The sequence below is a fragment of the Streptomyces dysideae genome, from assembly GCF_001514305.1.
Taxonomy (GTDB): Bacteria; Actinomycetota; Actinomycetes; order Streptomycetales; family Streptomycetaceae; genus Streptomyces; species Streptomyces dysideae.
This window is the reverse complement of record NZ_KQ949117.1, coordinates 1-26,895: the sequence shown is the minus strand read 5'-3', so window position 1 is coordinate 26,895 and position 26,895 is coordinate 1. Positions and strand designations below refer to the sequence as shown.

Genomic DNA, 26,895 nt, shown 5'->3' with positions numbered 1-26,895 from the left:
ACGGGCCCGGTCGCGTCTCACTGTGCCGGTCAGGCGTCGGCGCCCGCATTGCGGCGACGGGTGACGACCACCGCGCCGACGCCGAGCACGAGCGCCGCGCCGCCGGCCAGGGCCACCTGCGGCAGAACGTCGCTCGAACCGGTCTCGGCGAGCGAGCCGCTGCCGCTACCGCCGGTTCCGTTCACCGGAGTGGTGGATGTGCCGCCCTGCTCGGCTGTGTTGTCGGTCTTGCCGGGCTTGCCCTCGGCGTCCTCGACCTTGCCCGGGTCGCTGCCCTTGGCCAGGATCTGGAACTCGTAGTGGTCGAGGTCCGGGTAACCGCCGCAAGACCCGTCCTCGTTGACGTAGTCGGCCGTAGCGAAGACGGCGCCCTGCCCGGCCGGGATGTCTGCGTCGACCTTCAGCCGCAGCTTGACGTCGACCGAGGTCCTGGCCTTGAGGGAGCCGACGGACACTCCGGCCGACAGGTCGACGTCGCGCCAGTTCGGGTTCGCGGCCGTGGACCACTCCAGGTCGAGGTGGGAGTCGAGTTCCTTGAGGCCCTCGTCGTCGAAGGCGTGGACGGCTCCGTACGGGTACACCTCGTCCATCGTCTTGTTGGTGCCGTTGGTGACGCGCAGCGTGAAGTTCTCCGTGGTTCCGCCGACGACCTTGTCCGGCAGTCCGCTGACGACGGTGGTGAGCTTGGGCTCGGGGACGCACTCGCCACCCGGCTCCTCCCCCTCCTCGGCCTCGGCATCCGCCAGCGCCTTCTTCGCGTCGTCCAGCTTCTTCTTGGCCTCGTCCCTCGCCTTCTGGAGAAGGTCGATCTTTCGGACCTGGGCGACGCGGGCATCGTCGTGGGCGGTCCTCGCCTCGGTGGCCTTGGTGTCGGCGGCCGTCTTGGCCTCTGCGGCCTCCCGGGCGGCCTTCTCGGCCTCGTCCAGCGCCGTCTGCGCCGCGGCCTTCTCCTCGTCGGTGGTGGCGGCGTCCAGCTTGGCCTGGGCGTCCACGACGGCCTGATCGGCCTCGGTCTTGGCCTTGGCGGCGACCTCGGCGGCCTTCTCGGTCTCGATGACCGCGGCCTTGGTCGGGTAGGTCTCCGCCTCCAGGTCCTCCTCAAAGAACTTGATGGCGTCGTTCACCGCGATGACGGCGGCGTCGTACTCCTTCTGCGCGAGGTCGACGGCCTGCTCGAGCTCTTCGATCGTCGGCTTCGCCTTCTGCGTCTGCGCGGCCGGCTTCTCGTCGGCGAAGGCGGGCACGGCCGAGAGGAGGACGACCGGGGCGGTCACGGCGGCGGCGACGGCAGTTGCGAGAACACGGCGAATCTTCACAATGGACCCCTGGTCGGGTGGCGGAAAAAGTGCGATGGGCATCGCGCTTGCGGAGTGCTCACGCGGTGCGACGCCTCAGCGATCGTATGACCTGCATGGTCAAGGCCACAGGTGGTTTCTCGCACCCCTGCCGGAAAAGCCTCCAGAGCGTACGAGTAAATGGCATGTACGGGGACAGTTGCACGCGGAGGCCGCACTTTTTCTGTGAGCCATCTCATCACACCCTGTCCGGGAGCTGTCAGGCCCCGGCACGGCGGCGAACTGCCTGACAGGGCCAGGACACACCCTTCTCAGCACACCCCGCAGCAGCGGTGGCTGCCCAAGTCGTGCCTGTTGGACAGGACTTCGGCGCCGGGGCGTTCCCGTCGGAGCGGCAGGCCGTCGGGCAGTACGCGGAAATGCCCTGTGACGGCCCAGGGGACGTACTGCTCGGAAATCGCGCCGGTCGAGGTGAGGATTGCGTCGGTCTCGTGGCCGGCGGCCAGCGCCACGTTCACGGCGTCGGCCAGGTCGAGGTCCAGCGCGTCGTAGCGAGCGCGAACGGACTGCACGGAGTTCAAATGGTCCTCCGTGGTCTCCGGCATGACAACACGGCCTCGGCTCAGTCGGCGCCGCAGGTCGTCGACCGCTGGGTGCGGCCTCTCGGCCGAACTCGCGTGTGGCGACGTGATCGAGTTCTGCGAGCAGGAGTGGGGACAGGATCAGGAGACCAGCTGTCGTGATCGCCTCGCCGGCCACCCCGAGCCCCGGCTGGGTGAAGTCCAGGGCCGCCAAGAGGCCGGACGTGTCGGCCATGACGTTGATCAGGCGGCGGTTCGGGGATGACATGCTGGCGGCGCCTGGCCGAGTGGACCGAGGCTGGTGTGTGGCCCCGGCTGCACGATGTCCTCCTCGCCAAGCTCCGCGGCGCGGCCGCCCTGGACTTCTCCCGGGCGGCGGTCGACAGCTCCCACATCCGGGCGTCAAAGAGGGCTCCAAGACGGGACTGTACGCTCTCGCGGCCCACGGACGGCGACGGCGTCCGCGAGGGTCGCAGCCAGGTCCAGGTCTCTGTATGTAGTGTGCGGAAATGACAAGAAGCGAGCGAATCGCGGACCAGTTGGACCGGCACTGGCACAAGAACCTGCGGCCGCGACTGCACGGTCTTGCCGATGAGGAGTACTTCTGGGAGCCGGTGCGTGGCTGCTGGAGCATCCGCCCACGTGGCACGTCGGCCGCACCGATGTCGGCAGGTTCGGGGGAATGGACGATGGACTCCGCGTCCCCTGACCCGGTGCCGGCGCCGGTGACCACGATTGCCTGGCGGCTGGCGCACATCATCGTCTCCTGCCTGGGCTATCGGGTCGGATGGCACTTCGGCGGCCAGGACGTCGACTCCCAGACATTCGCCTACGCGGGGACCGCTGACGAGGCGCTAAAACAGCTCGATGAGATGTATGGGAGATGGAACGCGGGGGTCCGCGGGCTCTCGGACGCTGACCTGGAGAATCCGCCCACGGTGGGTCCCGAGCGGTTTCCCATGGAGGGCATCGTCCTGCACGTCAACAGGGAGCTGATCCATCACGGCGCCGAGATTTCCCTGCTGCGCGACCTCTACCGCCGGCAGGACGGAGCCGTACCGCGCCGAATATGACTTTCCGGTAACCGGCGACCGAGCTTCGGAACCCTACGTGGACTCCGTGACGCTCCGTGGCTGCGAGCTTCAGTGAAGCTGCGCCCTCTTGAAGCGTGACCGTGCGGGTGGTGACGCCGGTGTGGCGGGCGAGGGTGGTGTAGAGGGTTCGGCCGAGAGTCTGGCCCGCGCCGCCGAGGCCGAGGGCCCAGGCTGCTGCGGTGGGGCTCGTGCCGCGTTCGGCGAGGAGGGGGACGAGGGCGATGACGACGGCGTACATCGCGAAGCCGTTGAGGGTGAGTGCGCCGGCGAGCAGGACGAAGGGACGGCTTCGGGCAACTGACCTGCTGCCGACCTCTGTTGAGTCGGGGGTGCCGACGCGGGTGGCCAGGGGGCGCGCAGGGCGAGGGCGTGGGCCGGGATGGTGACGGCCGCGAGGATCGCCGCCAGGACCGTGTACGTAATGCGCCGGCTGAGGTGTTCGGCGAGGGTGACGATCGTGAGGGCGCGGACTCGGTCCTCGCCCCACCTGGGGTCCCCCGGGCCCTTTAGGATACCGGGTGGAGCCGGCCGTGGTCGCGGCCATGGGGCAGATACTCGGCAACCTGGGCTGAGCGGCGCGTACGGCCGCCGGGAGTGCGCCCGGCGGCCGTAGAGGATCACATGTCGGTGGCGTCCACCACGGCACCGAGGTCGACGCACTTGAGGCCGGTCGCCGTGCGCGTACCGTTCGGGGCCTCCTGCCCGTCCTGGACCACCAGCAGGCCGCGCGGCGATCGTCCTGGTCAGCTACGAGATCGTGTGCGACAGGGGGCAACCTGGCCGCGACTCTGCCCTCGCTCAAGTCGTTCCTGACGTACGCCGCCGGCGACGAGGGCCAGAAATCGCTGGCGCGCATTCACTACGCGCGCCTACCGGAGTCCGTTGCCGCCGAGGTGCGCAAGGTCGTCAGCACGCTGAGCTGACAGCCCGATCACCGGTTGGGCGCGAGCAGTTCGGCGATCTCCCGGGCCGCGTCACGCGCCGGGCGGCCCACGCCGATGAGCGTGGCGGAGGCCGGCCCGGTCCAGTCGCCGTAGCCGAGCAGGTGCAGGAGCGGTTCGCCGGGAGCGCGTGTTCCCGCGGTGGGGATGTGGCCGCGCCGCCCGCGTAGCCCCAGGGGCGCCAGGTGCGGGAGCGCCGGGCGGAAGCCGGTGCACCAGATGACCGCGTCGGCCGGTGCTCGCGTGCCGTCGGCCCAGACGACGCCGTCGCGGTCCAGGCGCACGAACATGGGCGATGCCTTCAGCAGCCCGGCGTCCCGGGCCTCCCGCACCGGCGGTACGGCGACGATGTCGCCCAGCGACATCACGCCTTCGGTGTCGGTACGGCCCTCGTCCAAGGCGCGGCGACGAGCGGTGGCCACGTCGAACAGGGCGCGGCCGTCGATGTCGTCGGCGAGGAACCGGGGTGGGCGTTGGGTGACCCAGGTCAGTTCGGTGTCATAGGCGAGGTCGGCGGCGATCTGGGCGCCGGAGTTGCCGCCGCCGACCACGACGACTCGCTGTCCGGCGAAGTCGCGGGGGCTGCGGTACTCGACGGTGTGCAGCTGGCGCCCGACGAACTCGGCACGCCCCGGGACAGCGGGCAGGAAGGGGCTACCACCTGAAGGTGCTCCGCGAGGCCGGCCTGATCACCGGCAGCCGCCGCGGTCGCTGGATCGACCACGCACTGACCCCCGACGCCCTCCAGCGGCTCCACGCCACCATCCCCACCCCGCCGGACAGCGAGCAGAAAGCGGAGCGAGCCGAACCAGAGGCATCGAACATCGTGCTCACGCACTATCCCGCCGCTCCACGACGTCGTGCCCATAGCGTGCCCGTAAGAGCGGACAGCCACGGTCAACAGCGGTGCGATCCGACCCTCACGACCACCCCAGGGAGAAGGCATCCGCGCAGTAAACCCCGGGTCAATGGCCTGGGTTGGAACGCCCGGCTCGATGTCCTTCCGGGCCAAGGTCGTCGACACCAAGGCACCAGCGTCACCCGGTCGCTGATCAACGCCTGCCGCGCCACGAGGTGACCTGAAAAAGTTCCCGGCTCGCGGCAACCCTTTGCGGGGCCTGTGACCACAAGGAGTCGGATCCGGCCAGTTCCGGTGGCCGGGATCCACCTTCCTCTGGTGAACGGCATGCAAGGAGAGCACTTCCCCATGAACAACCCCACGAACGGCGGGCGCCGCGGGCGTCACCGCCGTCGCTGGACCGCGACCGGTCTGCTGCTCGGTGTGCCCGCCATCGTCGTGCCGTATCTCCTGTTCGCGCAGGAGGACTCGCAGGCCGCGACGGTCGACGGCGATGCCTACTACCGGCTGGTTTCCGTGCGCAGTGGCAAGGTGCTGGACGTCAATAGCTTCTCCACCGCCGACGGCACCCGCATCCAGCAGTGGACCGACCAGAACACCGCCAACCAGCAGTGGAAGCTGAAGTCCGCCGGGGACGGCTACTACGAGCTGGTGAACCGCAACAGCGGCAAAGTGCTGGGCATAGCGGGCGGTTCGACCGCCAAGGCGGCTGCCGCTGAGCAGCAGACCGACAGCTCCTCCGCCTCCCAGGAGTGGCGGATCGGCGATGTGAGCGGTTCCGAGGCCGTCACCTTCACCTCCCGCAGAAGCGGCCAGGTCCTGGACGTCTCCGGAGGCTCCACGGCCCAGGGCGCGGCAGTCATCCAGTATCCGAGCCACGGCGGCACCAACCAGCAGTGGAAGCTGGTGAAAACGGCCGAGACCCAGGCGGCCGGGACCCGGGCGGCCGGGACCGACGGAGCGCAGACCACGGCCGCGGCCGGACCGTATGTATGGAACAACGCCCAGGTGGTGGGCGGCGGTTACGTCACCGGGCTGGTGTTCAACCCGCGGGAGAAGGGTCTGCTGTACGCGCGCACCGACATGGGCGGCGCCTACCGCTGGGACGCCGCGGCCGAGCAGTGGATCCCGCTGACCGACTGGGTCGGCGAGAAGGACTGGAACCTGCTGGGCATCGATTCGCTGGCCACCGACCCCGTCGACCCCAAGCGGCTCTACCTCGCGGCGGGCACCTACACCAACGGCTGGGCGGGCAACGGCGCGATCCTGCGCTCCACGGACCGGGGCCGCACCTTCAAGCGCACCGCTCTGCCGTTCAAGCTGGGCGGCAACGAGGACGGCCGCGGGGCGGGCGAGCGGCTGGCGGTCAACCCCTCGGACAACGGCACCCTGCTGCTGGGCACCCGCAAGAACGGCCTGTGGCGCAGCACCGACCACGGCGTGACATGGAGTCAGGTCTCCTCGTTCCCCGTCAAGGACGGGGCGAGCAGCGGCGCGGGCATCGCCTTCGTGACGTACGGCCCGGCCGGCAGCAAGACGGTCTACGTCGGCGTCGCCGACAAGTCCACCTCCCTGTACCGCTCCACCGACGGCGGCAGCACCTGGCAGGCCGTCTCCGGGCAGCCCACCGGCCAGATGCCGCAGCACGGCGTGCTCTCCGGTGACGGCTCGCTGTACCTGACGTACACCAACGCCCTCGGCCCCAACGGCGTGACGGCGGGTTCGGTGTGGAAGCACACGCCGTCCGGCGGGGCGTGGAAGAACATCTCCCCGTCCCAGGGCAGCTACGGGTTCTCCGGTCTGGCCGTCGACCCGCGCAAGCCCTCCACGGTGATGGTCACCACCCTCGGCCGCTGGTGGCCGGAGGACGAGATCTACCGGACCACCGACGGCGGCGCGAGCTGGAAAGCACTGGCCGAGAAATCGGTGCGGAATGCCTCCGCCGCTCCTTACGTCGGTACCGGCACCGGGCACTGGATGACCGCCCTGGCCATCGATCCCTTCGACTCCGGGCACGTGCTGTACGGCACCGGCAGCGGCATCTTGCGCAGCAAGGACGCCAACGCCTCCGACAGCGGCGGCACCAGCCACTGGAGCGTGGGGGCCCGAGGGCTGGAGGAGACCGCGCTGCTGGACGCGATCGCCCCGCCCGGCGGCGCCCAAGTCGTCACCGCCATGGGCGACCTGGGCGGTTTCCGCCACGACTCCCTGACCAAGGTGCCCGCCGGGCGACTGAAGAACCCGATGATGACCAACAGCACCGACATCGATTTCGCCCAGTCCAACCCCGCGCTGATGGTCCGCGTCGGCCGTGGCGGCGACAAGGACGGCGCCTACTCCACCGACGGCGGCACCAGCTGGACCGGCTTCAGGACAGAGCCGGTGGACAGCGCCGACACCGGCCATGTCGCGCTCGCGGCGGACGGCTCCGCCATCGTCTGGACCCAGGCCGGCCGGGCCCCGTACCGCTCGACCGACCAGGGGGCGAGCTGGTCGAAGGTCAGCGGCCTGGGCACCGGCGCCGTGGTCGTCGCCGACCGCTCCTCGGCCAAGACCTTCTACTCACTGGCCGGCGGCACGCTCCACGCCAGCACCGACGGCGGCGCGAGCTTCACCGCCCGCGCCACCAACCTGCCCGGCGGCGAGCTCAAGGCCGTCCCCGGCATCGCCGGGGACCTGTGGATCTCCGGCGGCGGCAAGGGGCTGCTGCACTCCACCGACGGCGGCCGCACCTTCACCACGCTCAAAACGGTGCAGTCCGCCTCCACCCTCGGCTTCGGCAAGGCCGCGCCGGGCGCCGCCTACCAGGCCCTGTACCTGATCGGTACCGTCAAGGACGTCACCGGCGTCTTCCGCTCCACCGACAAGGGCGCTACCTGGCTCCGCGTCAACGACGACGCCCACCAGTGGGGCAGCATCGGCGGCGTCGGCGTCATCACCGGCGACCCCGACACCTTCGGGCGCGTCTATGTCGGCACCAACGGACGCGGCCTCCAGTACGGCGACCCGTCCTGACCCCAACGCCCGAGCGGGGCCGCAGGCACAACGGCCTGCGGCCCCGCCATGGCTGAGGGACCTCGCTTCGTCCTGCACGAGCTCCTGGCGCCGGGCTGTCCGGACGATGCGCGAGGCGACCCCGCATCGTCAAGACGAGGAGGAGCAGCAGAACCAAAACAACTGAGTCACCGCAGTTCGGCAGGCGACAGACTCCGCCCCCACCGACGAGGGACCTCGGCCGGCCAACCCTCCGAGGTCAAGCGCCGTCGCTTCCCAAGCTGCGGGCGCGAGTTCGATTCTCGTCACCCGCTCTTCTTGAAGCCCCAGGTCAGCGGCCTGGGGCTGGTGTATTGCTGGGGATTCTCCGCCGATCCGGCCGCGGCCATGTGCGCGCCTACGGCACCACGTTCTCCCGTGCTCACCCCCGCTGGTTCACCGCCGGCGGCCACGGTGTCGTCACCACCGCGGACGACCTCTCCCAGTGGCTGATCGCCCAGAACAACCAGGCCGTGTCCGCCCACGGCCGCCGCATCGCCACCGCACGCACCATCCGGCTCACCCACACCCCACCGGAGGTGCCGGGCGACACGGACTACGCGATGGGCTGGGCGCGGTACCGGCACGACGACGGGACATCGGAGATCCAGCACAACGGCCAGCTCCTGACCCACAACTCCACGGCCACCCTGCTGCCCGACAGCAAGGTCGGCATCGCGGTCGTCACCAACACCGGCCTGATCTCCGGAGACGACGCCGCCCAGATCTCGCTGGGCCTCGTCGACCTCGCGCGGGGCAAGAGCCCCGAGGTGGCAAAGCCCTTCTCGATGACGGCCGACTGGGTCCTGGCGGCGCTGACCCTGCTGGCGACGGGCCTCGGCATCCGCGGCGTCCTGCGAGCGCGTCGATGGGCGCGGCACACCGCGCGACGACCGTGGTGGCGTACGGCCCTGCGGTTGCTGCCCCAGGCGCTCCCGGTCCTCCTCCTCACCCAACTCGCCTCGCTTCTGGGCCTGCTGATGAACCGTTCCGGAACCCTGGCACAGACCACCTACGCCTGGCCGGCCCTTGTCGTATGCGCAGCGGCCGGTGGCCTCGCCTCCACCGCGGTCATCACCGCCCGGTCCCTCGCCCTGTTCCGCTACCGCCAACACGCCCGGCACGGGGCCGGGAGCGACGAGGGCGACAAACCACTCGGCGCAGGGGACGAGCATGAGGCCTTCCGCCCCGCCTGACGCCGGTTCCCCACCGCGAGGCCGATGCCGCGTCGGGGCACACGGCACTGGCCTCACCTCAGGCAGCAAGCGCGCCAACTGATTGCACATGCGATATCGCCTATGTGCGCCTTACCGAGGAAGCATGTGAGGCACCTCTCCACGGGAAGGAGGGCGCGGTCGACCGGCGTGAGCCGAGGCCGTGCCCCAGCCGTGCCCGTAAGACCGGGCAACCACGGTCAACAATCAGTTTTCGCGTGCTGGATGTGTGCCCGGAGCCCACGCCGCCGCACGAGCTCTGCGCCACCTCCGAGGGCAGGCCTGGGGCCCGTGACGCCGAGGCGGGGAGCGGCACCGGTGGGGTGAGCAAGCCGCGGCATGTTCAGGCCGCCGACTCCCAGCCGCATACAGAACGGTTCCGGTTCCGTGGACGCGTGGACCCGAATCCACCAGCGCCTTCTCACACGCCCTGTCCGCCGGCGCGGAAACCACACTCCACGATCAGCCGACCGCAGGTCACGGGGCATCAGGTGACCGTTTCGGCGGCGAGGGTGTCGGCGGGAATGATCTGCTCCGTCCAGATGATCTTGCCGTTCGCCGTGTAGCGGGTGCCCCAGCGCTGGGCGAGCTGGGCCACGATCAGCAGGCCCCGCCCTCCCTCGTCGGTGGTCCGGGCATGATGCAGGCGCGGGGACGTGCTGCTGGCGTCGGAGACCTCGCATATCAGGCCGCGGTCCCGGATCAGGCGGAGACGTACCGGTCCGGCCGCATGGCGGATGGCGTTGGTGACCAGCTCGCTGACGATGAGCTCCGTGGTGAACGTCAGCTCGTCCATGCCCCACTCCGCCAGCTGCCGGCCGGCGAGCGTGCGGGCGTGTCCGACGGCGGCCGGGTCGCTGGGCAGGTCCCACGAGACGACCCGCTCCGGAGCCAGGACGTGGGTCCGGGCGAGGAGCAGGGCCACGTCGTCGGACGGGGGCCCCGTCAGCAGGGCGTCGACCGCCTTGCGGCCGATCTCCTCCAGCGTCGTTCCGGGCATCATGAGGGTCTCGCGCAGTCGGGAGAGCCCGACGTCGATGTCCCGGTCGAAGGTCTCGATGAGGCCGTCGGTGTAGAGCGCGATGAGGCTACCCTCGGCCAGCTCCAGTTCGACGGACTCGAAGGGGAGGTACCCGAGGCCGAGGGGCGGTCCGGCGGGCAGGTCGAGGATGTCGGCGCCGCCGCCGTCCGGGCCGACGATCACGGGCGGGAGATGACCGGCCCGGGCCAGCGTGCACCGTCTGCTGACCGGGTCGTACACGGCGTACAGGCAGGTGGCCCCCATGAAGGCGGCTCCCCCGGTCTCGTCCTCGGCCGCCGCCGTCCCGTCGCTGTCGTGCGCCCCCATGAGGCCGATGACCAGGTCGTCCAGATGGGCCAGCAATTCGTCCGGGGGGAGGTCCAGGTTGGCGAGCGTGCGGACCGCGGTGCGCAGGCGCCCCATGGTGGTCGCCGCGTTCATGCCGTGTCCGACCACGTCCCCGACGACCAGTGCGACCCGGGCTCCGGAGAGCGGGATCACGTCGAACCAGTCGCCGCCCACACCGCTGGGGGCATCCGCCGGGAGGTACCAGGACGCCGCCTCCAGAGCGGACCCTCCCGTCAGCTCCTGCGGCAGCAGCGAACGCTGCATGGAACGGGCCGCGGTGCGCTCGCGGGTGAAGCGGCGCGCGTTGTCGACGCTCACCGCCGCACGGGAGACGATTTCCTCGGCGAGGCGTACGTCGTCGTCCTCGAAGGGGCCGAGGCGCCGGGACCGGGCGAACGTCGCCACGCCCAGGGTGACGCCGCGCGCCCGTACCGGAACGACCATCAGCGAGCGGAAGTCGAACCCGCGGATGGAGGCGCCCAGGGAGTGGTCCTCGGTCACCCAGGCGCTGGTGGAGGGGTCCAGCGTCCGTTCCACCAGCGTCCTGCTCTCCAGCAGGCAGCGGGTCACGGGCGACGAGGGGGCACGCCGTACCGTCTCTCCCACGGCCAGACTCGCCTCCGGACAGCCCTCGCGCACCGACTGCTGCCCCGCGCGGCGGAGGACGGGCGTCATGCCGACCGGTCCGGGGGCCGGTTCCTCCCCCCTCATGACCGTGTCCAGCAGGTCGACGGCGACGAAGTCGGCGAGGGGCGGCACGGCCTCGTCGGCCAGTTCCTGCGCGGTCCGCGTCACGTCCAGCGTGCTGCCGATACGGGCACCGGCGTCGTTCAGCAGGGCCAGGCGTTCCTGGGCCCGCCAGCGCTCGGTGACGTCGATGACCATGTACCAGATGCCCACCTGCCGGCCCTGGCGGTCCTTCATGGCGAAGAAGGAGGCGGAGGACGCGCGCTCCCGGCCGGGGTCCGCGTAACTGGGGCCGCGGAACTCGTAGTCCATCACCGGCGTCCCGGTCTCCAGGACCGTCCGCATCCTCTCCTCGAACTCCTCTGCCTCCAGCCTCGGCAGCACGTCCTTCACCTGCCGCCCCAGCCGTTGGCCGAGGGGGATCAGGCGGTCCAGCGGCTCGTTCACCCAGACGTAGCGCAGGTCCGTGTCCAGGACGGCGATGCCGACCGGTGCGTGGGTGAGGAACGGCGTCAGCATCAGCTGGTTCACCCCGCCGCCCGGCATCCGCCAGAACGCCCTCTTCGGCGGCCGGCCGACGAATCTGCCGAAGACCAGTGCGGCGACCGTGGCGACCAGCACGCCCGGCACCATTTCGTAGATGCCCGACTCGAGCGGCCCGAGCAGTGGATTGATCTTCTTCCAGAGCAGCACCGTGGCCGCCCCCGACACGATGCCGGCCATGGCCCCCGCCCAGGTCATGCGAGGCCAGTACAGCGAGAGGAGGACGACCGGCCCGAAGGCCGACCCGAAGCCCGCCCAGGCGTAGGCGACGATGCTCAGCAGCCCGTCGGCTCTGAGCGCGATCACGAAGGCGACCAGGATCACCGCGACGACGGCGCCGCGACCGACCCACACCAGCATCCTGTCCGAGGCCCGCCGGTTGAGGAGCGCGCGGTAGAAGTCCTCGGTGAGGGCGACGGACGAGACCAGAAGCTGGCTGTCCGCGGTCGAGATGATCGCGGCCAGTACGGCGATCAGCATCACCCCGGCGACCCAGGGATCGAGCAGTGTCCGGCTCAGGACGATGTACACCGTGTCCGGGTCGTTCAGCGGCACGCCGATTCGCCCGATCCCTACGAGGCCGACGAGCGTGGCACCGCCGAGTACGACGATGACCCACCCCGTTCCGATACGACGGGCCGCGGGGATGGCACGGATGCTGCGGACGCCCATGAAGCGGGCCAGGATGTGCGGCTGGCCGAAGTAGCCGAGGCCCCAGGCGAGCAGCGAGACGATCGCGACGGCGCCGAGCGACCCGCCTGCCGACCACCGGCCGTCCGCGTAGTGGACCTCGGCCCCCGCGTCCAGCACGCCCGGCGCCTTGTCGTCGAGGGCGTCGCGCAGTGCCCCGAAGCCACCGAGCACCCCGACACCGACCAGGGGAAGCACGAGCAGGGCGAGGAACATCAGCGTGCCCTGCACCACGTGCGTCAGGCTCACGGCGAGGAAGCCGCCCAGAGCCGAGTAGATGACGATCACCAGGGCCGTCAGCGTCACCCCGAGCCCGAAACGGACGTCGAAGACCTGCTCGAACAGCAACCCGCCGGCCACCAGACCACTGGCGACATAGACGGTGAAGAACACGAGGGTGACCGCCGCCGAGACCATCCTGAGCATCCGGGTGCGGTCCTCGAACCGCTCCTCCAGATAGGCCGACAGGCTCACGGCGTTCCCGGCGCGCTCGGTGTAGGTGCGCAGCCTCGGAGCGACGAACAGCCAGTTGAGGTAGGTGCCGACCACAAGTCCGACGGCGATCCAGCCCGCGCCGATGCCGGCCGCGTACACCGCTCCGGGAAGCGCGAGGAACAGCCAGCCGGACATGTCACTGGCCCCCGCGGACAGGGCGGCGACGAACGCGCTGAGCCTGCGGCCCCCCAGGGCGAAGTCGGCGAACGTGTGAGTGCGGGTGTACGCCCAGACACCCGTGCCGATCATGGCGGCCGCGTACACCAGGAACGCGGTCACGATCGGCGCGCTCAAATCGAACATATGGTCCTCGCCTGCGAGGCTCATAAGCACCGGCGTGACCGTCGGCGCGCCTGGCAGCGGTATGCCCCGGCTGTACAAATCTACAGATACGAGTCGCAAGGGGCGACGTGTCGGGTGTGCCGCTCGGCAGCGGCGGCAGCGCGGAGAGGCTCTCGCAGCCGGCTGCCGCAGCGGCAAGGTCCCTCTCACGCCCCCGACGCGGCGTCGAGGTCGCGCACCGTCGACCCTCCCTGCGCCGACGCAGGGGGCCTGCGTAGGACCGGCCGAACCGGCCGCCTGCCCCCGCCCGGCCTGCGGTCCGGGAGGCGGGAGAAGTCTGCGTCGCGTCGCGACGTTGAGCATCTGTCGCAATCAGGAGCCCCGGCCGTGTGGCATCTGTCCATGGTGCCGGGCAAGCCTCGCTTCTACCGTCTGGGCACACGCGGTCCTTCACGTGGGGCGACCCCCTGCGCGGCCACCCGAACGCTGAGCGCGACGCCCGGTGAACCGCCGAGGCTTCGGGCCCTGGCAGCAGCCCTCACCGTCCCGAATCTCCTGAAGGGCCGAAAGGTTGAGCACACGGACTGCCGGCGGCGAGGCGCCGCTCCACTCTCCCGCCACGGGTCAGCGCATAGTGATCGTCGAGGACGACGAAGCCCTGGGCAGGGAAGTCGCGGAGCGCATCAGCCGCTGGGGCAACACCGTTCACCGTCTGAACCGCCCGGACCACGACACCCTGCAACGCCGACTCCAGCAACCCGTCGACGGCATCGCCGTGGTGTCCCGCGACGACATCGTCGCACTGCGCTACGCACTGCTCACCGAGCATCTCAAGCCCGGCATCCGCCTGGTGGTCACCCTCTTCGACCGCACCGTCGCAGACGAGGTCTCCCGTACCGTCCCGAACTGCAGTGTGCTCAGCATCACCGACACGATCGTGCCCAGCCTCCTGGCCAGCTGCCTCGACCCGCGGTACGCCATACTCCAGCCCACCGGCTCCGGCGTGGTCGGCGTACGGCGCCAGGACGGCCCCGCAATGGTCGATCACCTGTCCCGGCGGGCCCTCGCCACCGTCTCCCGGTCCCGGCCGCGCGTCGACGTCATGACCTGGTTCCGTTCCCTCGGCATCGCCGCCAAGGCCCTCGTCGCCAGCTTCACCGGGCTCCTTGTACTGCTCACCCTGGACATACTGCTCGGCGTCTTCGTCCTCCACGAACACTGGTACGACGCCCTGTGGAACGCGGCACGCACCCTCACCACGATCGGATCCTCACCCGCCGCGGAACACGGCCCTGCCTGGTACAAGCTCCTCTCCGCCCTCTCCATGCTGGCCGTGCTGGCCCTCGCCGCACTGTTCACCGCCGGCCTCGTCGACCAGCTCACCGGGCGGCGCATGACCAGCATCCTGGGAGCCCGTTCCATCCCACGGCACGGCCACGTCATCGTCGTCGGCCTGGGTCAGGTGGGGCTGCGGCTGTGCGCCCAGCTGCGCACTCTCGGCATCAAGGTCGTCGCCGTGGAGCGCAACCCCCAAGCCGACTGTGTGCCCCTGGCGCGGTCTTTCGCCATCCCCGTCGTCCTCGGTCGGGGCGGAGACCGCTTCCTCCTGAACCGCCTGTGCGTCCAGCGGGCCCGGGCCCTGGCGGCGGTGGGCTCCGACGGCCTGGAGAACATCGCTGTGGCGGTCACGACCCGGGCGGTCGCCCCGCAGCAGCGCATCGTGCTACGGGCCGGCGGCGACGAGGTCACCGCCGATTCGCAGTCGCTCTTCCGCATCGGCGCCGTGTGCGACGTCACCCGTATCGTGGGCGCGTCCGTGGCGGCGTCCGTGCTCGGCGCCAGACCGCTCAGCGTCTTCATGAGGGAACGACACACGTGCGCCCTGTTCCCCGACGAGCAGGTCATCGACCTCGGAACATGGGATGCGGGACACCACCGGGAGAGCGGTCCCACCGAAAGGAGCACCGGTCCTGCCACCGGCGTATCGGCCCGCTGACGACCGGCCCCGGAGTCCTGGTCCCGGCTGCCGGCGCTATGGCCGGGGACGACGGGGACACGTTCGCAGAATGGCGGCGAGTGCCGACCTGGCACCGGCGGCCACCTCCTCCCCTGCCTGGCCTGTTCGACCAGTGCCGCCGTGGGGTGCGCCACAGCAGCGGCACCGCGTGAGCGGTCAGCAGCACGGCCACGACGAGCAGGCCGGGCACCGAGGCCATCCTGGCCCCGACCGTGACCCGCCGGCTCATCGACACCTTCGCTCAGGGCGCCCCGCAGCCGCCGTCCGTGACGTGCGCTGTCCTCCCTCAGGACGGCGTCGCGCAACTTCGCCGCCAGCCGACGTCGTTCGGCGTCCGCGGCCCGTTCCGCGTGCCACAGCGCGCCGGCCAGCGCGAAGTCGTCCCGGGCCAGGATCCGCAGCCGTCGGCGCCGCACGGCGAGCTGCCCGAGGACCTGCTGTCCGCGATGCGCGTGGTCGCCGCCGGGGATCTACCCTCGGGCCCGTGGTCAGCGAGCGGATGCTGCAACCCGGGGACCGGTTGCTGTGCTTCACCGACGGCCTGTTCGAGGAGCACCAGGCCGGCGGGGAACAGTTCGGTGAGGAGCAACTCATCGAGTGGACCAACCGGATCCTCCACGAACGCACCCAGGTACGGGCAGTGGTACGAACTCTCTCCCACGCCCTGAAACAGGAGCGTGGCGGCACGACGAGCGACGACGCGACCGTCTTCCTCATCGAGTGGCGAGGCGGCGATGCCCATCATCTCGCCGCCTTCGGTCCGCGATGAATGCGCGCCGGGCCGGGGCAGGTGCTGCGGCCCAACGCCTCGCCAGGCCGAAGCGGTCAGCGTCTCCCATGCCGCACACCACCACCTCATCCACCACGCCCCTCTGGCACGGCATGGCCCTGCTGTTCGCCCCGGCGAAGAACAACGAACAACCCTGAGCAACCGCCTCCCTGTCCACCGCACCGACTACGGGCAGATGATGGCCGGTATGCGTATCCGTATCGACGCCGTCGACCTCCCCGGCCGCACCTGCCCGGCCCCCGCCGACGGGAACGGTCCCGTGTTCGCCAACATCCACGTCGCCGTGCAACGCCGCGACCGTCCGGCCGAGCTCCTCGAACCACAGCCTGGCGACGCCGTGTCCGCGACGTGGACCCTGGAGTGCACCGCGACCGCCTCCCCTGACGGCATCGACGTGACAGGCCCGTACGTGCAGGACCGGCTGGGCCGCCGGTTCATCTACCTGTCGTGGGGCACGGTCGACGACTCCGGCGTCTTCACCATGTTCCGCCGCGCCAAGCTCATGATCGACGCCATCCCGGCGGACGTACTCGCCGCCGCCGCACGCGACGGCCTGCTGGTCGGACGCCTCGGCCTGACCGACGCCGGCGGCAACCCCCTGTGCGCACGGGTTCTGCCCCCGCACATCACCTGGATCGCCGAACCCGCCGGCCAGGGCGGACCGTCACTGAGCCATGAGGACACGATCCCCCCTCGATGAAGGCCGGCACAGAACCCAGCGTCGGCCCTCACTCAGCGCTCCGACTGATCGGTGCCGGCGACCGCGCTGACCTGGTTTGTCCACAGGTGGACTTGGGCCTTCTGCCGTCTGTCGTGATCGACCAGGTCCTCCCGCAGGGTCTCGGCCTGCCGGCCGTGTCCCGACGCCCGGTTTACCCCGTCGGCTCCTGATGTCAGGATGCCGTGTCCGGGGGTGTCCGTCCCGCGGCCGGGGGAGGCTCGCATGACAGAGGTGCACTTGCGCACATTGTCCCGCTGGCAGGCCGATCAGCAGCGGGATGCCGTCGCGGACCTCTACGCCAAGACGTACCGCGGTGCCGCGGGCGCCGAATACCACGACCGTCAGGCCTTCCTCGACCGGTTCGAGCAGGATGTGCAACGCCCGGACTTCGACATGGTGGTCGCCGACGCGGCCGGCCTGGTGGGCTGCGCCTACGGATTCCGGATCGCCCGTACCGGCGCATGGTGGTCGGGTTTGCGCGGAGAACTGCCCGAGGACATCGAGGAACTCACCGCCTCGGGCCGCATGTTCCTGCTGGCCGAGCTGATGGTCCTGCCCGCCCACCGCCGCACCGGCATCGCGACCCGCCTGGGCGAGCGGCTGCTGGCCCGCCTCGACGCCGATCTGATCGTGGCGGCCGTGTACCGGACCGGCGACGAGACGGAGGACGACGCGGCGGCGGACGTCCTGCACTCCTGGGGATGGTCGAAGCTGGGCGCACTCGACCCCCGTGCCGCCCGGGACAGTTCCGGCCCGGGACCGGCGGCTCGGGACGTGTGGATCCGCAGGCCGCTGCGGTGATCTCAGGCCGGTGCGATGCCCCTGGACGTCCCGGAGCTTGTGTCAGGAAGCCGGTGCCTGTCATCCGGAACAGCGTCGGCGACGAGCGGCACAGTGGGCTTCCCCCGAGATGCGGAAGGTGTTGACAGAGGGGCAGATGGGTTTCATGGGACCGAGGCGGCCCGCCGCCAAGTCCACGCCGCCATGCGGGAGTTGGACTATCGGCCCAACAGCGCGGCACGTGCCCTCAAGCGCGGGGAGTTCCGCACCCTCGGCGTGATCACCTTCTCCCTCGCCACCATGGGGAACGTCCGCACCCTGGAGGCGATCGCCACCTGCGCCGCGCAGGAGGGCTACGCCGTCACGCCAGGAGGGTGTCCGGTACCGGGCACCCTCCCCACGCATGACGGCATGACGACCACCGCCGACGGTCGGACCGCTCCGGCTGCTACTGCCAGACGTACCAACGGCAGTGGTACCTGACGGAGTTGTCCCAAAACTCTCTGCTCGTTGTATCGCGCCGCGTGCCGCACAGTGGATGCCGTGCCGCACCGCAGGCCTGGTGAGGCACCTGCCGATCGCGTTCAACCCCCCGGCCGCCGCACTCCTCTCAGCCGAGGGCCCGCCTCGTCCGCCGCGGCGTGAACCGTGTCCCCGGACGCCGGCCCGACCGGCACCGCCGGGACACGGCAGACCACGACGCCGCCCGGCGCGACTGCGCACACACAGCAGTCGTCCTCGCGCCGACCAAGGAGATCCCCCATTGTCCCGCCGTTTCCTCTTCATCCTCGGCAGCCACCGCGGCAACGGGAACACCGAGTTACTCGCGCGCCGGGCCGCCGCACAGCTGCCCGCCGGCATCGAGCAGCAGTGGATCTCGCTCGCCGAGCATCCGCTCCCCGACTTCGACGGCCTGCGGCACGGCGCGGGGCACCCCACGCGGCCCGAGGAGGGCAACCACGCGACACCGAGGCGCTGGCGCGCGCGAAGACGTTCTTCGCCCAGGACGCGCCGCCCGCCCGCTTCCCGGACGGCCGCACACGGCCCGAGTCCGACACGGAATCCGCCGCAGAACCACCGTGCGGCGCCACGACGCCGCCCCCGGCATGTGCGCTGTCACCTCCTCCTGAGGAAGCCGTGATGTCTCGTCCTCAGGCCGATTCGTGCACATGACGGTGGTCGATACCGCCATCCGTCTTCCGTCGACCGAGAGAGTGGTCATGTCAACCGAGCCCTCCGTGTCAACTGTTTCTCCTCCTGCCGGGTCTCCGTCCACCACGTCCCGGCGTACGTTCATCGCGACCACCGCCGTCGGCGGTGCGGTCGTGGCGGGCGGCCTGACAGCGGGGCCGTCCGTGTTCGGCGTCGAGCCTGCGAACGCCGCCGAGGCGTCGCCCGGCAGCCGCGTCTCCCTGACCGTCAACGGCGAGCGCCGCACCGTCACGGTCGACAACCGGACCTCGCTGCTGGACCTGCTGCGCGAACACCTGGGGCTGACCGGCTCGAAGAAGGGCTGCAACGCCGGTGCCTGCGGCGCCTGCACCGTCCTGGTCGACGGCCGCCGGGTCAACTCCTGCCTGACGCTGGCGGTCCGGCTGGACGGCGCCGAGGTCACCACCATCGAGGGCCTGGCCGACGGCGACCGACTGCACCCGCTGCAGCAGGCGTTCATCGACCAGGACGCCTTCCAGTGCGGCTACTGCACCTCCGGCCAGATCATGTCCGGCGTCGGCTGCATCGACGAGGGCCGCACCGGCTCACCGGAGGAGATCCGGGAGTTCATGAGCGGCAACATCTGCCGCTGCGGCTGCTACGTGAAGATCGTGCGGGCGGTCGAGCAGACCGCGCACGGGAAATGAGGCACGGCCCCCATGCATCCCTTCTCCTACACCCGGGCCTCCGACACCCGTGAGGCCCTCGACGCGGGCCGCGACGGCGGCCGTTACATCGCCGGCGGCACCACACTGGTCGACCTGATGCGCGAGACCGTCGAACGCCCCCGCACACTGGTCGACATCAGCGCCCTGCCGCTGCGCGACATCGTGGTCACCCGGCGCGGGGGCCTGCGCGTCGGCGCGCTGGTACGGATGGCCGAGGCCGCCACCCACCGCGGGGTGCGCGCACTGTATCCGGTGATCTCGCAGGCCCTGGAGCTGAGCGCGTCGGCGCAGTTGCGCAACATGGCCACCATCGGCGGCAACATCATGCAGCGCACCCGCTGCACGTACTTCCGCGACGTGAGCGCCGACTGCAACAAGCGTGAGCCGGGCTCGGGCTGCGCGGCCCTGCACGGCGTCAACCGCACCCATGCCATCCTCGGCACCTCCGACGACTGCGTGGCCACCCACCCCTCCGACGTCGCCGTGGCCTTCACCGCCCTGGAAGCGACCGTGCACCTGCTGGGGCCGGACGGCAAGCGCACCGTGCCCTTCGCCGACTTCCTGCTCAAGCCGGGCAGCACACCCAACCGCGAACAGGCCCTGCGCAGGGGCGAGTTGATCACCGGTGTCGAGCTTCCGGCCCTTCCGCGCCCGCTGAAGTCGGGCTACCTGAAGGTGCGCGACCGGCAGTCCTACGAGTTCGCGCTCACCTCGGCGGCCGTCGCCCTGCACATCCGCGGCGGAGTGATCCGCGAGGCCAAGGTGGCCGCCGGAGGCGTGGGCACCGTCCCCTGGAAGCTCGCCGCCGTCGAGCGGGAGCTCATCGGGCGGCGGCCGTCCGAGGCCCTGTGGACCAAGGCCGCCGAGCGGGCGGCGGACGGGGCCCGGCCCCTCCGACACAACCGTTTCAAGGTCGAGTTGCTCAAACGGACCGTCGAGCGCCAACTGCGCGTCGCAGGAGGTGGCAAGTGAGCCAGCAGCCACAGGCAGCCGTCGGAGCACCGCTGTCCCGGGTGGACGGGCGGCTGAAGGTCACCGGCCAGGCCGAGTACGCTGCCGACCTCCCCCACGCTCGAACAACCTCGCGCGGGGGGACCCCCATCATCGACGGCGTCGTCCACGCCGTCGTCGTCGACAGCACCGTCGCACGCGGACGTATCACCGGCATCGACACCCGCGCCGCCGATGCCCTGCCCGGAGTCCTGGGCGTCATCAGCCACCTCGACAAACCCGCGCTGGTCTACCGCGACAACCCGGGCGCCTGGTTGGATCCCTTCGTCGGCGAACGGCTGCACGTCTTCCAGGACGACAAGGTCCGCTTCTTCGGACAGCCCGTCGCCGTGGTCGTCGCCCGCACACTGGAGGCCGCCCAGCACGCCGCGGACCTGGTGAGGGTCTCCTACGACGCCGAGCAGCCCACTACCGACCTGACCGGCGCGCCCGAGAACGACCCCCTGCCTACGCAGGACTACGCGCGCGGCAACCCCGAAGAGGCGTTGGCCTCGGCGGAGGTGAGGGTCGAGGGCACCTACCGGCTCACCCGTAACCACCACAACGCGCTGGAGCCGCACGCCACCATCGCCCGCTGGGACGGCGAGAAGCTCACCGTGTGGGACAAGACCCAGTGGGTGCTGGGCGCGCGCGACGAACTTGCCGCCGTGTTCGGCATGTCGGCGGAGAACGTGCGCGTCATCTCGCCGTTCGTCGGCGGCGCGTTCGGCAACGCGCTGCGTACCTGGCCGCACACCACCATCGCGGCCCTCGCCGCCCGCGAGATCCGCCGCCCGGTCAAACTGGTCCTGACCCGCGAGCAGCTGTACTACGGGGTGGGCTACCGGCCCGCCTACGAGTACGGGCTGCGTCTGGGCAGCACCCGAGGCGGACGCGTGACCGCGGCAGTCCACCGGATACGGGCCGAGACGTCCTCGTACGAGCACTTCGCCGAGGGCGTGATGAACCCGGGGCAGCTGCTCTACGCCACGCCCCACGTCCGCCAGGCGTTTCGGACCGTGCCGCTGGACGTGAACACACCGACGTTCATGCGGGGCCCCGGCTGGTCCAGCGCCGCCTTCGCCATCGAGTCGGCCATGGACGAACTCGCCCACGAGACCGGCATCGACCCGATCGAGCTGCGGCTGCGCAACGAACCGCAGGAGGACCCGTCCAACGGGCTGCCCTTCTCCACCCGGCGCCTGAGCGAGTGCCTGCGGACCGGAGCCCGCGCGTTCGGCTGGCACCGGCGCAACCCCAAGCCCCGCTCCCGGCGGGACGGCGACTGGCTGATCGGCATGGGCATGGCCAGCGGTATCTACGACACCCTGCGCATGCGGTCCGAGGCACGGGTCAGGCTGGACGCCGACGGCACGGCCCTGGTCCAGGCGTCGACCAGCGACATGGGCCCCGGCACCTACACCTCCATGACCCAGCTCGCCGCCGACGCCCTCGGCCTGACCATGCGCACGGTCCGCTTCGAACTCGGCGACTCCACCTTCCCGGCGGCCCCGCCGCACGGCGGATCGCAGACCATGGCCGGCGTCGGCTCCGCCGTCCAGGACGGCTGCGACAAGCTGCGACAGGAGGCGGTCAAACTCGCCGTCGAGGACGAGCGGTCGCCGCTGCACGGCGTCGACGCCGACGACATCGTGGTCCGCGGCGGCCGGCTGCACGTCAAGGGCACCCCCGCGCGCGGGGAGACCTACCGGCAACTGCTGGCCCGCAACAACCGTACGCACCTGGAGACGCGCGGGACCTTCACCCCGAGCGGCGACGACCGGTACTCCATGAACGCCTACAGCGCGGTGTTCGCCGAGGTGGCCGTCGACCGGCGGCTGGGTCTGGTGCGGATGCGGCGCATGCTGGGCGTCTACGACGTCGGGCGGATCATCAGCCCCAAGCTCGCCGACAGCCAGGCCCTCGGCGCCATGGTGGGCGGCATCGGGCAGGCCCTGCTGGAGCACACGGTCACCGACCACCGCGACGGCCGGATCGTCAACGCCAACCTCGCCGACTACCTCGTCCCCGTCAACGCCGACATCCCCGACCTGAAGGCGATCTATCTGGACGGGGAGGACCTCCACGCCGACCCCATCGGCGTCAAGGGCCTCGGCGAGATCGTGAAGGTCGGGGTGGCGCCGGCCATCGCCAACGCGGTCTTCCACGCCACCGGCCGCCGCGTCCGCGACCTGCCCATCACCGCCGAAGCCCTGCTCTGAACCCCGGGCGGCAAGGACCCCTCCCGCCACCCGGGCGGGGCCCTGAGCGCCGTCCCACATGATCGGCCCGCCGCCGTGCCTCCCAATCCCCCATGCCGGCGCGGCGGCGGGCTTCCCGACCTCCCCCAGGAGAGCCACTCATGCTGAACATCGCGGACACGCTGTACCGCTGGTGCCGCGAGGACCGCTCCTTCGCCCTCGCCACCGTCGTCCAGATCAGCGGCAGCGCACCCCTGCCCCCCGGCACCGCACTGGCCGTGGACAACGGCGGCGAGGCGGTCGGCAGCATCTCCGGAGGATGCGTGGAGGGCGCGGTCTACGAGCTGTGCAGGCAGGTGCTGGAGTCGGGCGAACCCCCGGTGCGGGCCCGGTTCGGCTACTCCGACGACGACGCCTTCGCCGTGGGCCTGACCTGCGGCGGCGAGCTGGAGGTCCTGGTCCAGCGCGTCGACCCCGCCGACCAGCCCCACCTCACCACCGCCCTGGAAGAGGTGCTGGCCGGTCTGTCCATAGCCGTGGCACAGGTGGTGGACGGGCCGCAGCACCTTCTGGGCCGTACCCTGTCCGTCTTCGGAGGCGGCAGCGCGTACGACGGAACACTGGGCGGCCGGCAGGAGGACCGGGCGGTTGCCACCCAGGTCCGCGCGCTGCTGCGGGCTGGGCGCACCGGCCGCGTCGAGGTCGGCGGGGACGCCGACACCTGCCCGGAGAAGCTGACGCTCCTCGTCCACACCCACGCAGCGCCGCCCCGCATGCTGATCTTCGGCGCCGTCGACTTCGCCGCAGCCCTCAGCCAAACCGGACGCTTCCTCGGCTACCACGTCACGGTCTGCGACGCCCGCCCCGTGTTCGCCACCCACGCCCGCTTCCCACACGCCAACGAGGTCGTCGTCGACTGGCCCCACCGCTACCTGGAGACCACACAGGTCGACGCCCGTACCGCGATCTGCGTCCTCACCCACGACGCCAGGTTCGACATCCCCCTGCTGCGTCTGGCCCTCGGTCTCCCGGTCGGCTACATCGGCGCGATGGGCTCCCGGCGCACCCACGAACACCGCCTGGAACGTCTGCGTGAGGCCGGCGTGTCCGATGAGCACCTCGCGCGCCTGCACTCGCCGATCGGACTGGACCTCGGCGCCCACACCCCCGAGGAGACAGCGATCTCCATCACCGCGGAGATCATCGCCCACGCCAACAACGGCACCGGCCTGCCCCTGTCCCGCGTCCCCGGTCCCATCCACGGTTCCGTCCCGGTGGCCCGGATGTCACCAGCCTCGGTCCAGGCCGCATGACGGCGCGACATGGATGGAGGAGAGGCCCGGTGCTCCGTTGTCATCGGTCCCACGTCTCAGCGCAGCGGCTCCATCTCCCAACTGGCCAGCATCCGCAGGGCTTCCTCCGACCGGGAGCCCGGCTCGGCGTGATAGGTCATCAGCCGCATGGGGGCGCCCCCGGGCAGCGCCATGGGTTCGTGGACGAGGTCGAACTCTCCCGCCAGCGGGTGCCGTATCCGCACGGACTCGCCGATGGTCCCGCAGCTCACCTCGTGCCGTGCCCACAACCGCCGGAACTCCTCGCTCTTCTGCGACAACTCCTGGATCAGGGAAGAGAAGTGTGAATCATCGGGGCTTTTGCCGGCGTTCATGCGCAGAACTCCGGCGACCCTCAGCGCCACACCCTCCGGGTCGGCGAAGCGGTCGCGGGCCTCGGGCGAGAGGAAGGTCAGCCGGGCCACGTTGCGCTCCTCGGGCGGCAGTTGGGCCCAGTCCCCGAAGACGGCGGCGGCGAGTCGGTTCCACCCCACGATGTCCATGCGCCGGTCTACGGCATAGGCGGGCACGCCGAGCGTGTCGAGCAGGTGCTGGAGGGTGGGCCGCAGCCGCTGCGGCCGTGGCGCGGCCTGCGTCGTGCTCTGCCGGTCGGGCTGGGCCAGCCGGATCAGATGGCCACGCTCCTCCTCGGTCAGACGCAGGGCGCGGGCGACGGCGTCCAGCACCTCGACCGACATGGTGTCGCCGTATCCCTGTTCCAGGCGGGCGTAGTAGGCGTACGACACCCCCGCCAGCTGCGCCAGCTCCTCGCGCCGCAATCCCGGAACCCGCCGCCGGCCGTGCGAGGGCAGGCCCACGTCCTCGGGCCTGAGCCGGGCCCTGCGGGAACGCAGGAACTCCCTCAGCTCGGTACGCCGGTCGAGTCCGGACGTCACTTGGTCGCCGGACACCACATGTGAAGACATCTCTGTCCTCCAGTTGTCAAACGGGCCTCGCTGATGCGGAGCAGCGTACATCATCGACTCTACGACTCATCTTGATACTGAGTATCAGACTGATATAGAGTCCCCTCGAAAGACTCAATCTCGAACGGAAGTGTTCTCGTGAGCAAGATCTGGTTCGTCACCGGTTCGTCGCGCGGCTTCGGCCGCCAGTTCGTCCAGGCCGCCCTCGAGCGCGGCGACAGGGTCGCGGCCACCGCCCGTAACACCGACTCCCTCGCGGACCTGGTGGCCGCCCACGGCGCGGCGATCCTTCCGCTGACCCTGGACGTCACCGACAAGGCCGCCGCCACCGAGGCCGTCCGGCGGGCGCACAACCACTTCGGTCGCCTCGACGTCGTCGTCAACAACGCCGGCTACGGCCTGTTCGGCACCATCGAGGAACTGACGGAGCAGCAGGTCCGCGACCAGATGGAGGCCAACTTCTTCGGCGCCCTGTGGGTCACCCAGGCCGCCCTGCCCCTCCTGCGGGCCCAGGGCAACGGCCACATCGTGCAGATCTCCAGCGTCGGCGGTGTCACCGCCTTCCCCAACCTCGGTGTCTACAACGCCTCCAAGTGGGCCCTGGAGGCCCTGAGCGAGGCCCTCGCCCAGGAGGTCGCCGGATTCGGCATCAAGGTCACCCTCGTCGAGCCCGGCGGCTTCGCCACCGACTGGGCCGGCTCCTCGGCCACCTTCGCCGGGCAACTGCCCGCCTACGACGACCTGCGCGCGGCCGTCGCCGCCAACTGGAGCAACATCGAGAACGGTGATCCCACCGCCACCGGTGCGGCCCTGCTGAAGATCGTGGACGCCGACAACCCGCCCCTGCGGGTCTTCTTCGGCACCGCCCCGCTGCACCTCGTCCCGCAGGTCTACGCCGAGCGGCTGAAGACCTGGGAGGAATGGGCCCACGTCGCCACGCAGGCCCAAGGCGCCGTGGCGTAGCGGCCCGCCGACAGCGCCGGTCAGGTCAGGGCCGGCGCACGTCGCCGCAGCCACGGGAGCGGTCGGCGGGCCTGCCGTTCACCGTCTCGATGAATCCGCTGCCGATCTTCGCGCGCAGCGGCCGCACATAGCCAGCTCCACAATCTGATACTCAGTATCAGATTGAGTCCTTGCTGTACCCTTCTGGTATGAGCGAGACCGCCCGTACCGCCGACCAGCCCGCACGCAAGCCGCCCGGATTGCGTGAGCGCATGCGTGCGACGGTTCGGGCGGAGGTGGTCGAGGTGGCGCACCGGCTCTTCGCCGAGCAGGGGTTCGACCGGACGACCGTCGACCAGATCGCCGGCGAGGTGGGCCTGTCGCGCGCCAGCCTGTTCCGGTACTTCGGCACCAAGGAAGACATCGTCCTGGGACGCCTGGAGGAATCCGGCCGCCAGATCGCGGAGGCGCTCGCCGCCCGCCCCGACGACGAGCGGCCCTGGGAGGCACTGCGCCGGGCGTTGGACGTCCTCACGAGGATGAACGAGGCAGCGCCCGAGCAGACACTCGTCTATCTGCGCATGCTCCAGGAGACCCCGTCACTGCGCGCCCGGCACCACGAGAAGCAACTGAGCTGGCAGGAGCTGCTGGTGCCGGAGATCGCCCGGCGACTGGGGGTAGGCCCCGACCGGCCCGAGGACACCAGGCCGGGTGCACTGGCCGCCGCCGCACTCGCCTGCCTGGACGTGGCCGCCACGGGGTGGGTGGCCTGTGAGGCCACCGTCCCGCTGGCCGTGCTGCTCGACCGGGCGATGGGCGCGTTGGAGGAACTCTGAGGGACGACGGCCTCCCCCGGCCGAGCCATGCGACGGCGTCCGACATGATGTGGAGGTCCGGTCGCTCGTCGCCGACCGGAGGTGCTGGCGCCCGATGCCACCGACCGGAGGTGCGGAGGCCCGCGACGCTGTCGTGACGCGGGCTCGCGTGATCGGGGCCGCCGCGGATCGGCGTTGTGCGCGGACCTGTCGGTGTCCGGCGCCCAGGGCTCCGATCGGTGAGCCGTCCGTACCGGCCGTGTTCAGCGGGCGGTGACGGGCCGGGCGCAGGAAGTCGCCGTGGCGCGGGGTGCCGTCCCTGCCCCGTTCGAACGACTCGGGCGGGGTGAGCGAGCGGAAGCCGGCGGCCGTGGCGGTCGCCGTCCCGTCGGAGTTCACGGCTCGCTCACCGTCGAAGC

The 26,895-nt window shown here is 70.8% G+C and carries 16 protein-coding genes and 7 pseudogenes; 16 read left to right on the top strand and 7 right to left on the bottom strand.

What is annotated here, in order from left to right; translation table 11 throughout:
- Positions 1–29: 29 nt before the first annotated feature.
- Together AQJ91_RS41410 and AQJ91_RS41405 are read right to left on the bottom strand one after the other, a co-directional pair.
- Positions 30–1,316 carry a hypothetical protein gene (locus AQJ91_RS41410; RefSeq protein WP_067033121.1) on the bottom strand — a complete coding sequence of 429 codons (1,287 nt, stop codon included), beginning with the start codon at positions 1,314–1,316 and terminating at the stop codon, positions 30–32.
- 368 nt (positions 1,317–1,684) lie between these two features.
- Positions 1,685–2,123: pseudogene (locus AQJ91_RS41405) on the bottom strand (PIN domain-containing protein); the annotation flags it as partial.
- Here AQJ91_RS41405 and AQJ91_RS51105 point away from each other — a divergent pair.
- Both AQJ91_RS51105 and AQJ91_RS41400 read left to right on the top strand, forming a co-directional pair.
- Positions 2,123–2,278: pseudogene (locus AQJ91_RS51105) on the top strand (IS5/IS1182 family transposase); the annotation flags it as partial. The pseudogenes AQJ91_RS41405 and AQJ91_RS51105 overlap by 1 nt on opposite strands.
- A 107-nt stretch (positions 2,279–2,385) precedes the next feature.
- Positions 2,386–2,949, top strand: coding sequence for a DinB family protein (locus AQJ91_RS41400; protein ID WP_067033119.1), 564 nt, complete (start codon positions 2,386–2,388; stop codon positions 2,947–2,949).
- Positions 2,950–3,040: 91 nt separating this feature from the next.
- Here the strand turns inward: AQJ91_RS41400 and AQJ91_RS56780 are convergent.
- Positions 3,041–3,456: pseudogene (locus AQJ91_RS56780) on the bottom strand (MFS transporter); the annotation flags it as partial.
- Positions 3,457–3,901: 445 nt separating this feature from the next.
- Positions 3,902–4,564: pseudogene (locus AQJ91_RS41395) on the bottom strand (SidA/IucD/PvdA family monooxygenase); the annotation flags it as partial.
- A gap of 554 nt (positions 4,565–5,118) precedes the next feature.
- Here AQJ91_RS41395 and AQJ91_RS41390 point away from each other — a divergent pair.
- Both AQJ91_RS41390 and AQJ91_RS41385 read left to right on the top strand, forming a co-directional pair.
- Positions 5,119–7,785 (top strand): RICIN domain-containing protein, encoded by a 2,667-nt coding sequence (locus tag AQJ91_RS41390; RefSeq protein WP_067033117.1) that lies wholly within the window; start codon positions 5,119–5,121, stop codon positions 7,783–7,785.
- A 332-nt stretch (positions 7,786–8,117) separates the two neighbouring features.
- Positions 8,118–8,999, top strand: a complete 882-nt coding sequence (locus AQJ91_RS41385; RefSeq protein ID WP_234383355.1) for a serine hydrolase — start codon at positions 8,118–8,120, stop codon at positions 8,997–8,999.
- 505 nt (positions 9,000–9,504) lie between these two features.
- Here AQJ91_RS41385 and putP read toward each other — a convergent pair.
- A complete protein-coding gene (putP, locus tag AQJ91_RS57970; RefSeq protein WP_067033115.1) occupies positions 9,505–13,104 on the bottom strand; it encodes a sodium/proline symporter PutP in 3,600 nt (1,199 codons plus the stop codon).
- Between the two features lie 550 nt (positions 13,105–13,654).
- On the opposite strand from putP, the gene AQJ91_RS41375 reads away from it, so the two are divergent.
- The 3 genes and pseudogenes from AQJ91_RS41375 (at position 13,655) to AQJ91_RS41365 (ending at position 16,590) form a co-directional block, all read left to right on the top strand.
- Complete coding sequence (locus AQJ91_RS41375) at positions 13,655–15,079, top strand: NAD-binding protein (RefSeq protein ID WP_079085589.1); 1,425 nt, start codon at positions 13,655–13,657, stop codon at positions 15,077–15,079.
- A 502-nt stretch (positions 15,080–15,581) separates the two neighbouring features.
- Positions 15,582–15,869, top strand: a pseudogene (locus AQJ91_RS41370) (SpoIIE family protein phosphatase); the annotation flags it as partial.
- Between the two features lie 208 nt (positions 15,870–16,077).
- A complete protein-coding gene (locus AQJ91_RS41365; protein WP_234383354.1) occupies positions 16,078–16,590 on the top strand; it encodes a DUF5990 family protein in 513 nt (170 codons plus the stop codon).
- 32 nt (positions 16,591–16,622) lie between these two features.
- Here AQJ91_RS41365 and AQJ91_RS41360 read toward each other — a convergent pair whose 3' ends face one another.
- Positions 16,623–16,835: a hypothetical protein gene (locus AQJ91_RS41360; RefSeq protein ID WP_067033110.1), complete on the bottom strand. Its 213-nt coding sequence runs from the start codon at positions 16,833–16,835 to the stop codon at positions 16,623–16,625.
- On the opposite strand from AQJ91_RS41360, the gene AQJ91_RS41355 reads away from it, so the two are divergent.
- The 7 genes and pseudogenes from AQJ91_RS41355 to AQJ91_RS41330 all read left to right on the top strand — a co-directional run bounded on the left by AQJ91_RS41355 (position 16,834) and on the right by AQJ91_RS41330 (position 23,775).
- The gene (locus AQJ91_RS41355) at positions 16,834–17,412 is read left to right on the top strand and encodes a hypothetical protein (protein ID WP_067033108.1); all 579 of its coding nucleotides are present in this window, start codon (positions 16,834–16,836) and stop codon (positions 17,410–17,412) included. The genes AQJ91_RS41360 and AQJ91_RS41355 overlap by 2 nt on opposite strands.
- Positions 17,413–17,505: 93 nt before the next feature.
- Positions 17,506–17,799 (top strand): annotated as a pseudogene (locus AQJ91_RS41350) (hypothetical protein); the annotation flags it as partial.
- Between the two features lie 355 nt (positions 17,800–18,154).
- A pseudogene (locus AQJ91_RS56765) lies at positions 18,155–18,349 on the top strand (NAD(P)H-dependent oxidoreductase); the annotation flags it as partial.
- A gap of 262 nt (positions 18,350–18,611) precedes the next feature.
- On the top strand, positions 18,612–19,250 hold the full coding sequence (locus tag AQJ91_RS41345; RefSeq protein ID WP_067033237.1) for a (2Fe-2S)-binding protein: 639 nt from the start codon (positions 18,612–18,614) through the stop codon (positions 19,248–19,250).
- A 12-nt stretch (positions 19,251–19,262) separates the two neighbouring features.
- On the top strand, positions 19,263–20,243 hold the full coding sequence (locus tag AQJ91_RS41340) for an FAD binding domain-containing protein (RefSeq protein ID WP_067033105.1): 981 nt from the start codon (positions 19,263–19,265) through the stop codon (positions 20,241–20,243).
- Positions 20,240–22,483 carry a xanthine dehydrogenase family protein molybdopterin-binding subunit gene (locus AQJ91_RS41335; protein ID WP_067033102.1) on the top strand — a complete coding sequence of 748 codons (2,244 nt, stop codon included), beginning with the start codon at positions 20,240–20,242 and terminating at the stop codon, positions 22,481–22,483. The genes AQJ91_RS41340 and AQJ91_RS41335 overlap by 4 nt, the downstream gene beginning before the upstream one ends.
- A 140-nt stretch (positions 22,484–22,623) precedes the next feature.
- Positions 22,624–23,775, top strand: a complete 1,152-nt coding sequence (locus AQJ91_RS41330) for an XdhC family protein (protein ID WP_067033100.1) — start codon at positions 22,624–22,626, stop codon at positions 23,773–23,775.
- A 56-nt stretch (positions 23,776–23,831) separates the two neighbouring features.
- Here AQJ91_RS41330 and AQJ91_RS41325 read toward each other — a convergent pair whose 3' ends face one another.
- On the bottom strand, positions 23,832–24,719 hold the full coding sequence (locus AQJ91_RS41325) for a helix-turn-helix domain-containing protein (RefSeq protein WP_067033098.1): 888 nt from the start codon (positions 24,717–24,719) through the stop codon (positions 23,832–23,834).
- Positions 24,720–24,857: 138 nt separating this feature from the next.
- Between AQJ91_RS41325 and AQJ91_RS41320 the strand changes: the two genes are divergently transcribed.
- A complete protein-coding gene (locus tag AQJ91_RS41320; RefSeq protein ID WP_199848157.1) occupies positions 24,858–25,682 on the top strand; it encodes an SDR family oxidoreductase in 825 nt (274 codons plus the stop codon).
- Between the two features lie 188 nt (positions 25,683–25,870).
- Positions 25,871–26,497 (top strand): TetR family transcriptional regulator, encoded by a 627-nt coding sequence (locus AQJ91_RS41315; protein ID WP_067033096.1) that lies wholly within the window; start codon positions 25,871–25,873, stop codon positions 26,495–26,497.
- The last annotated feature ends 398 nt before the right edge of the window (positions 26,498–26,895 follow it).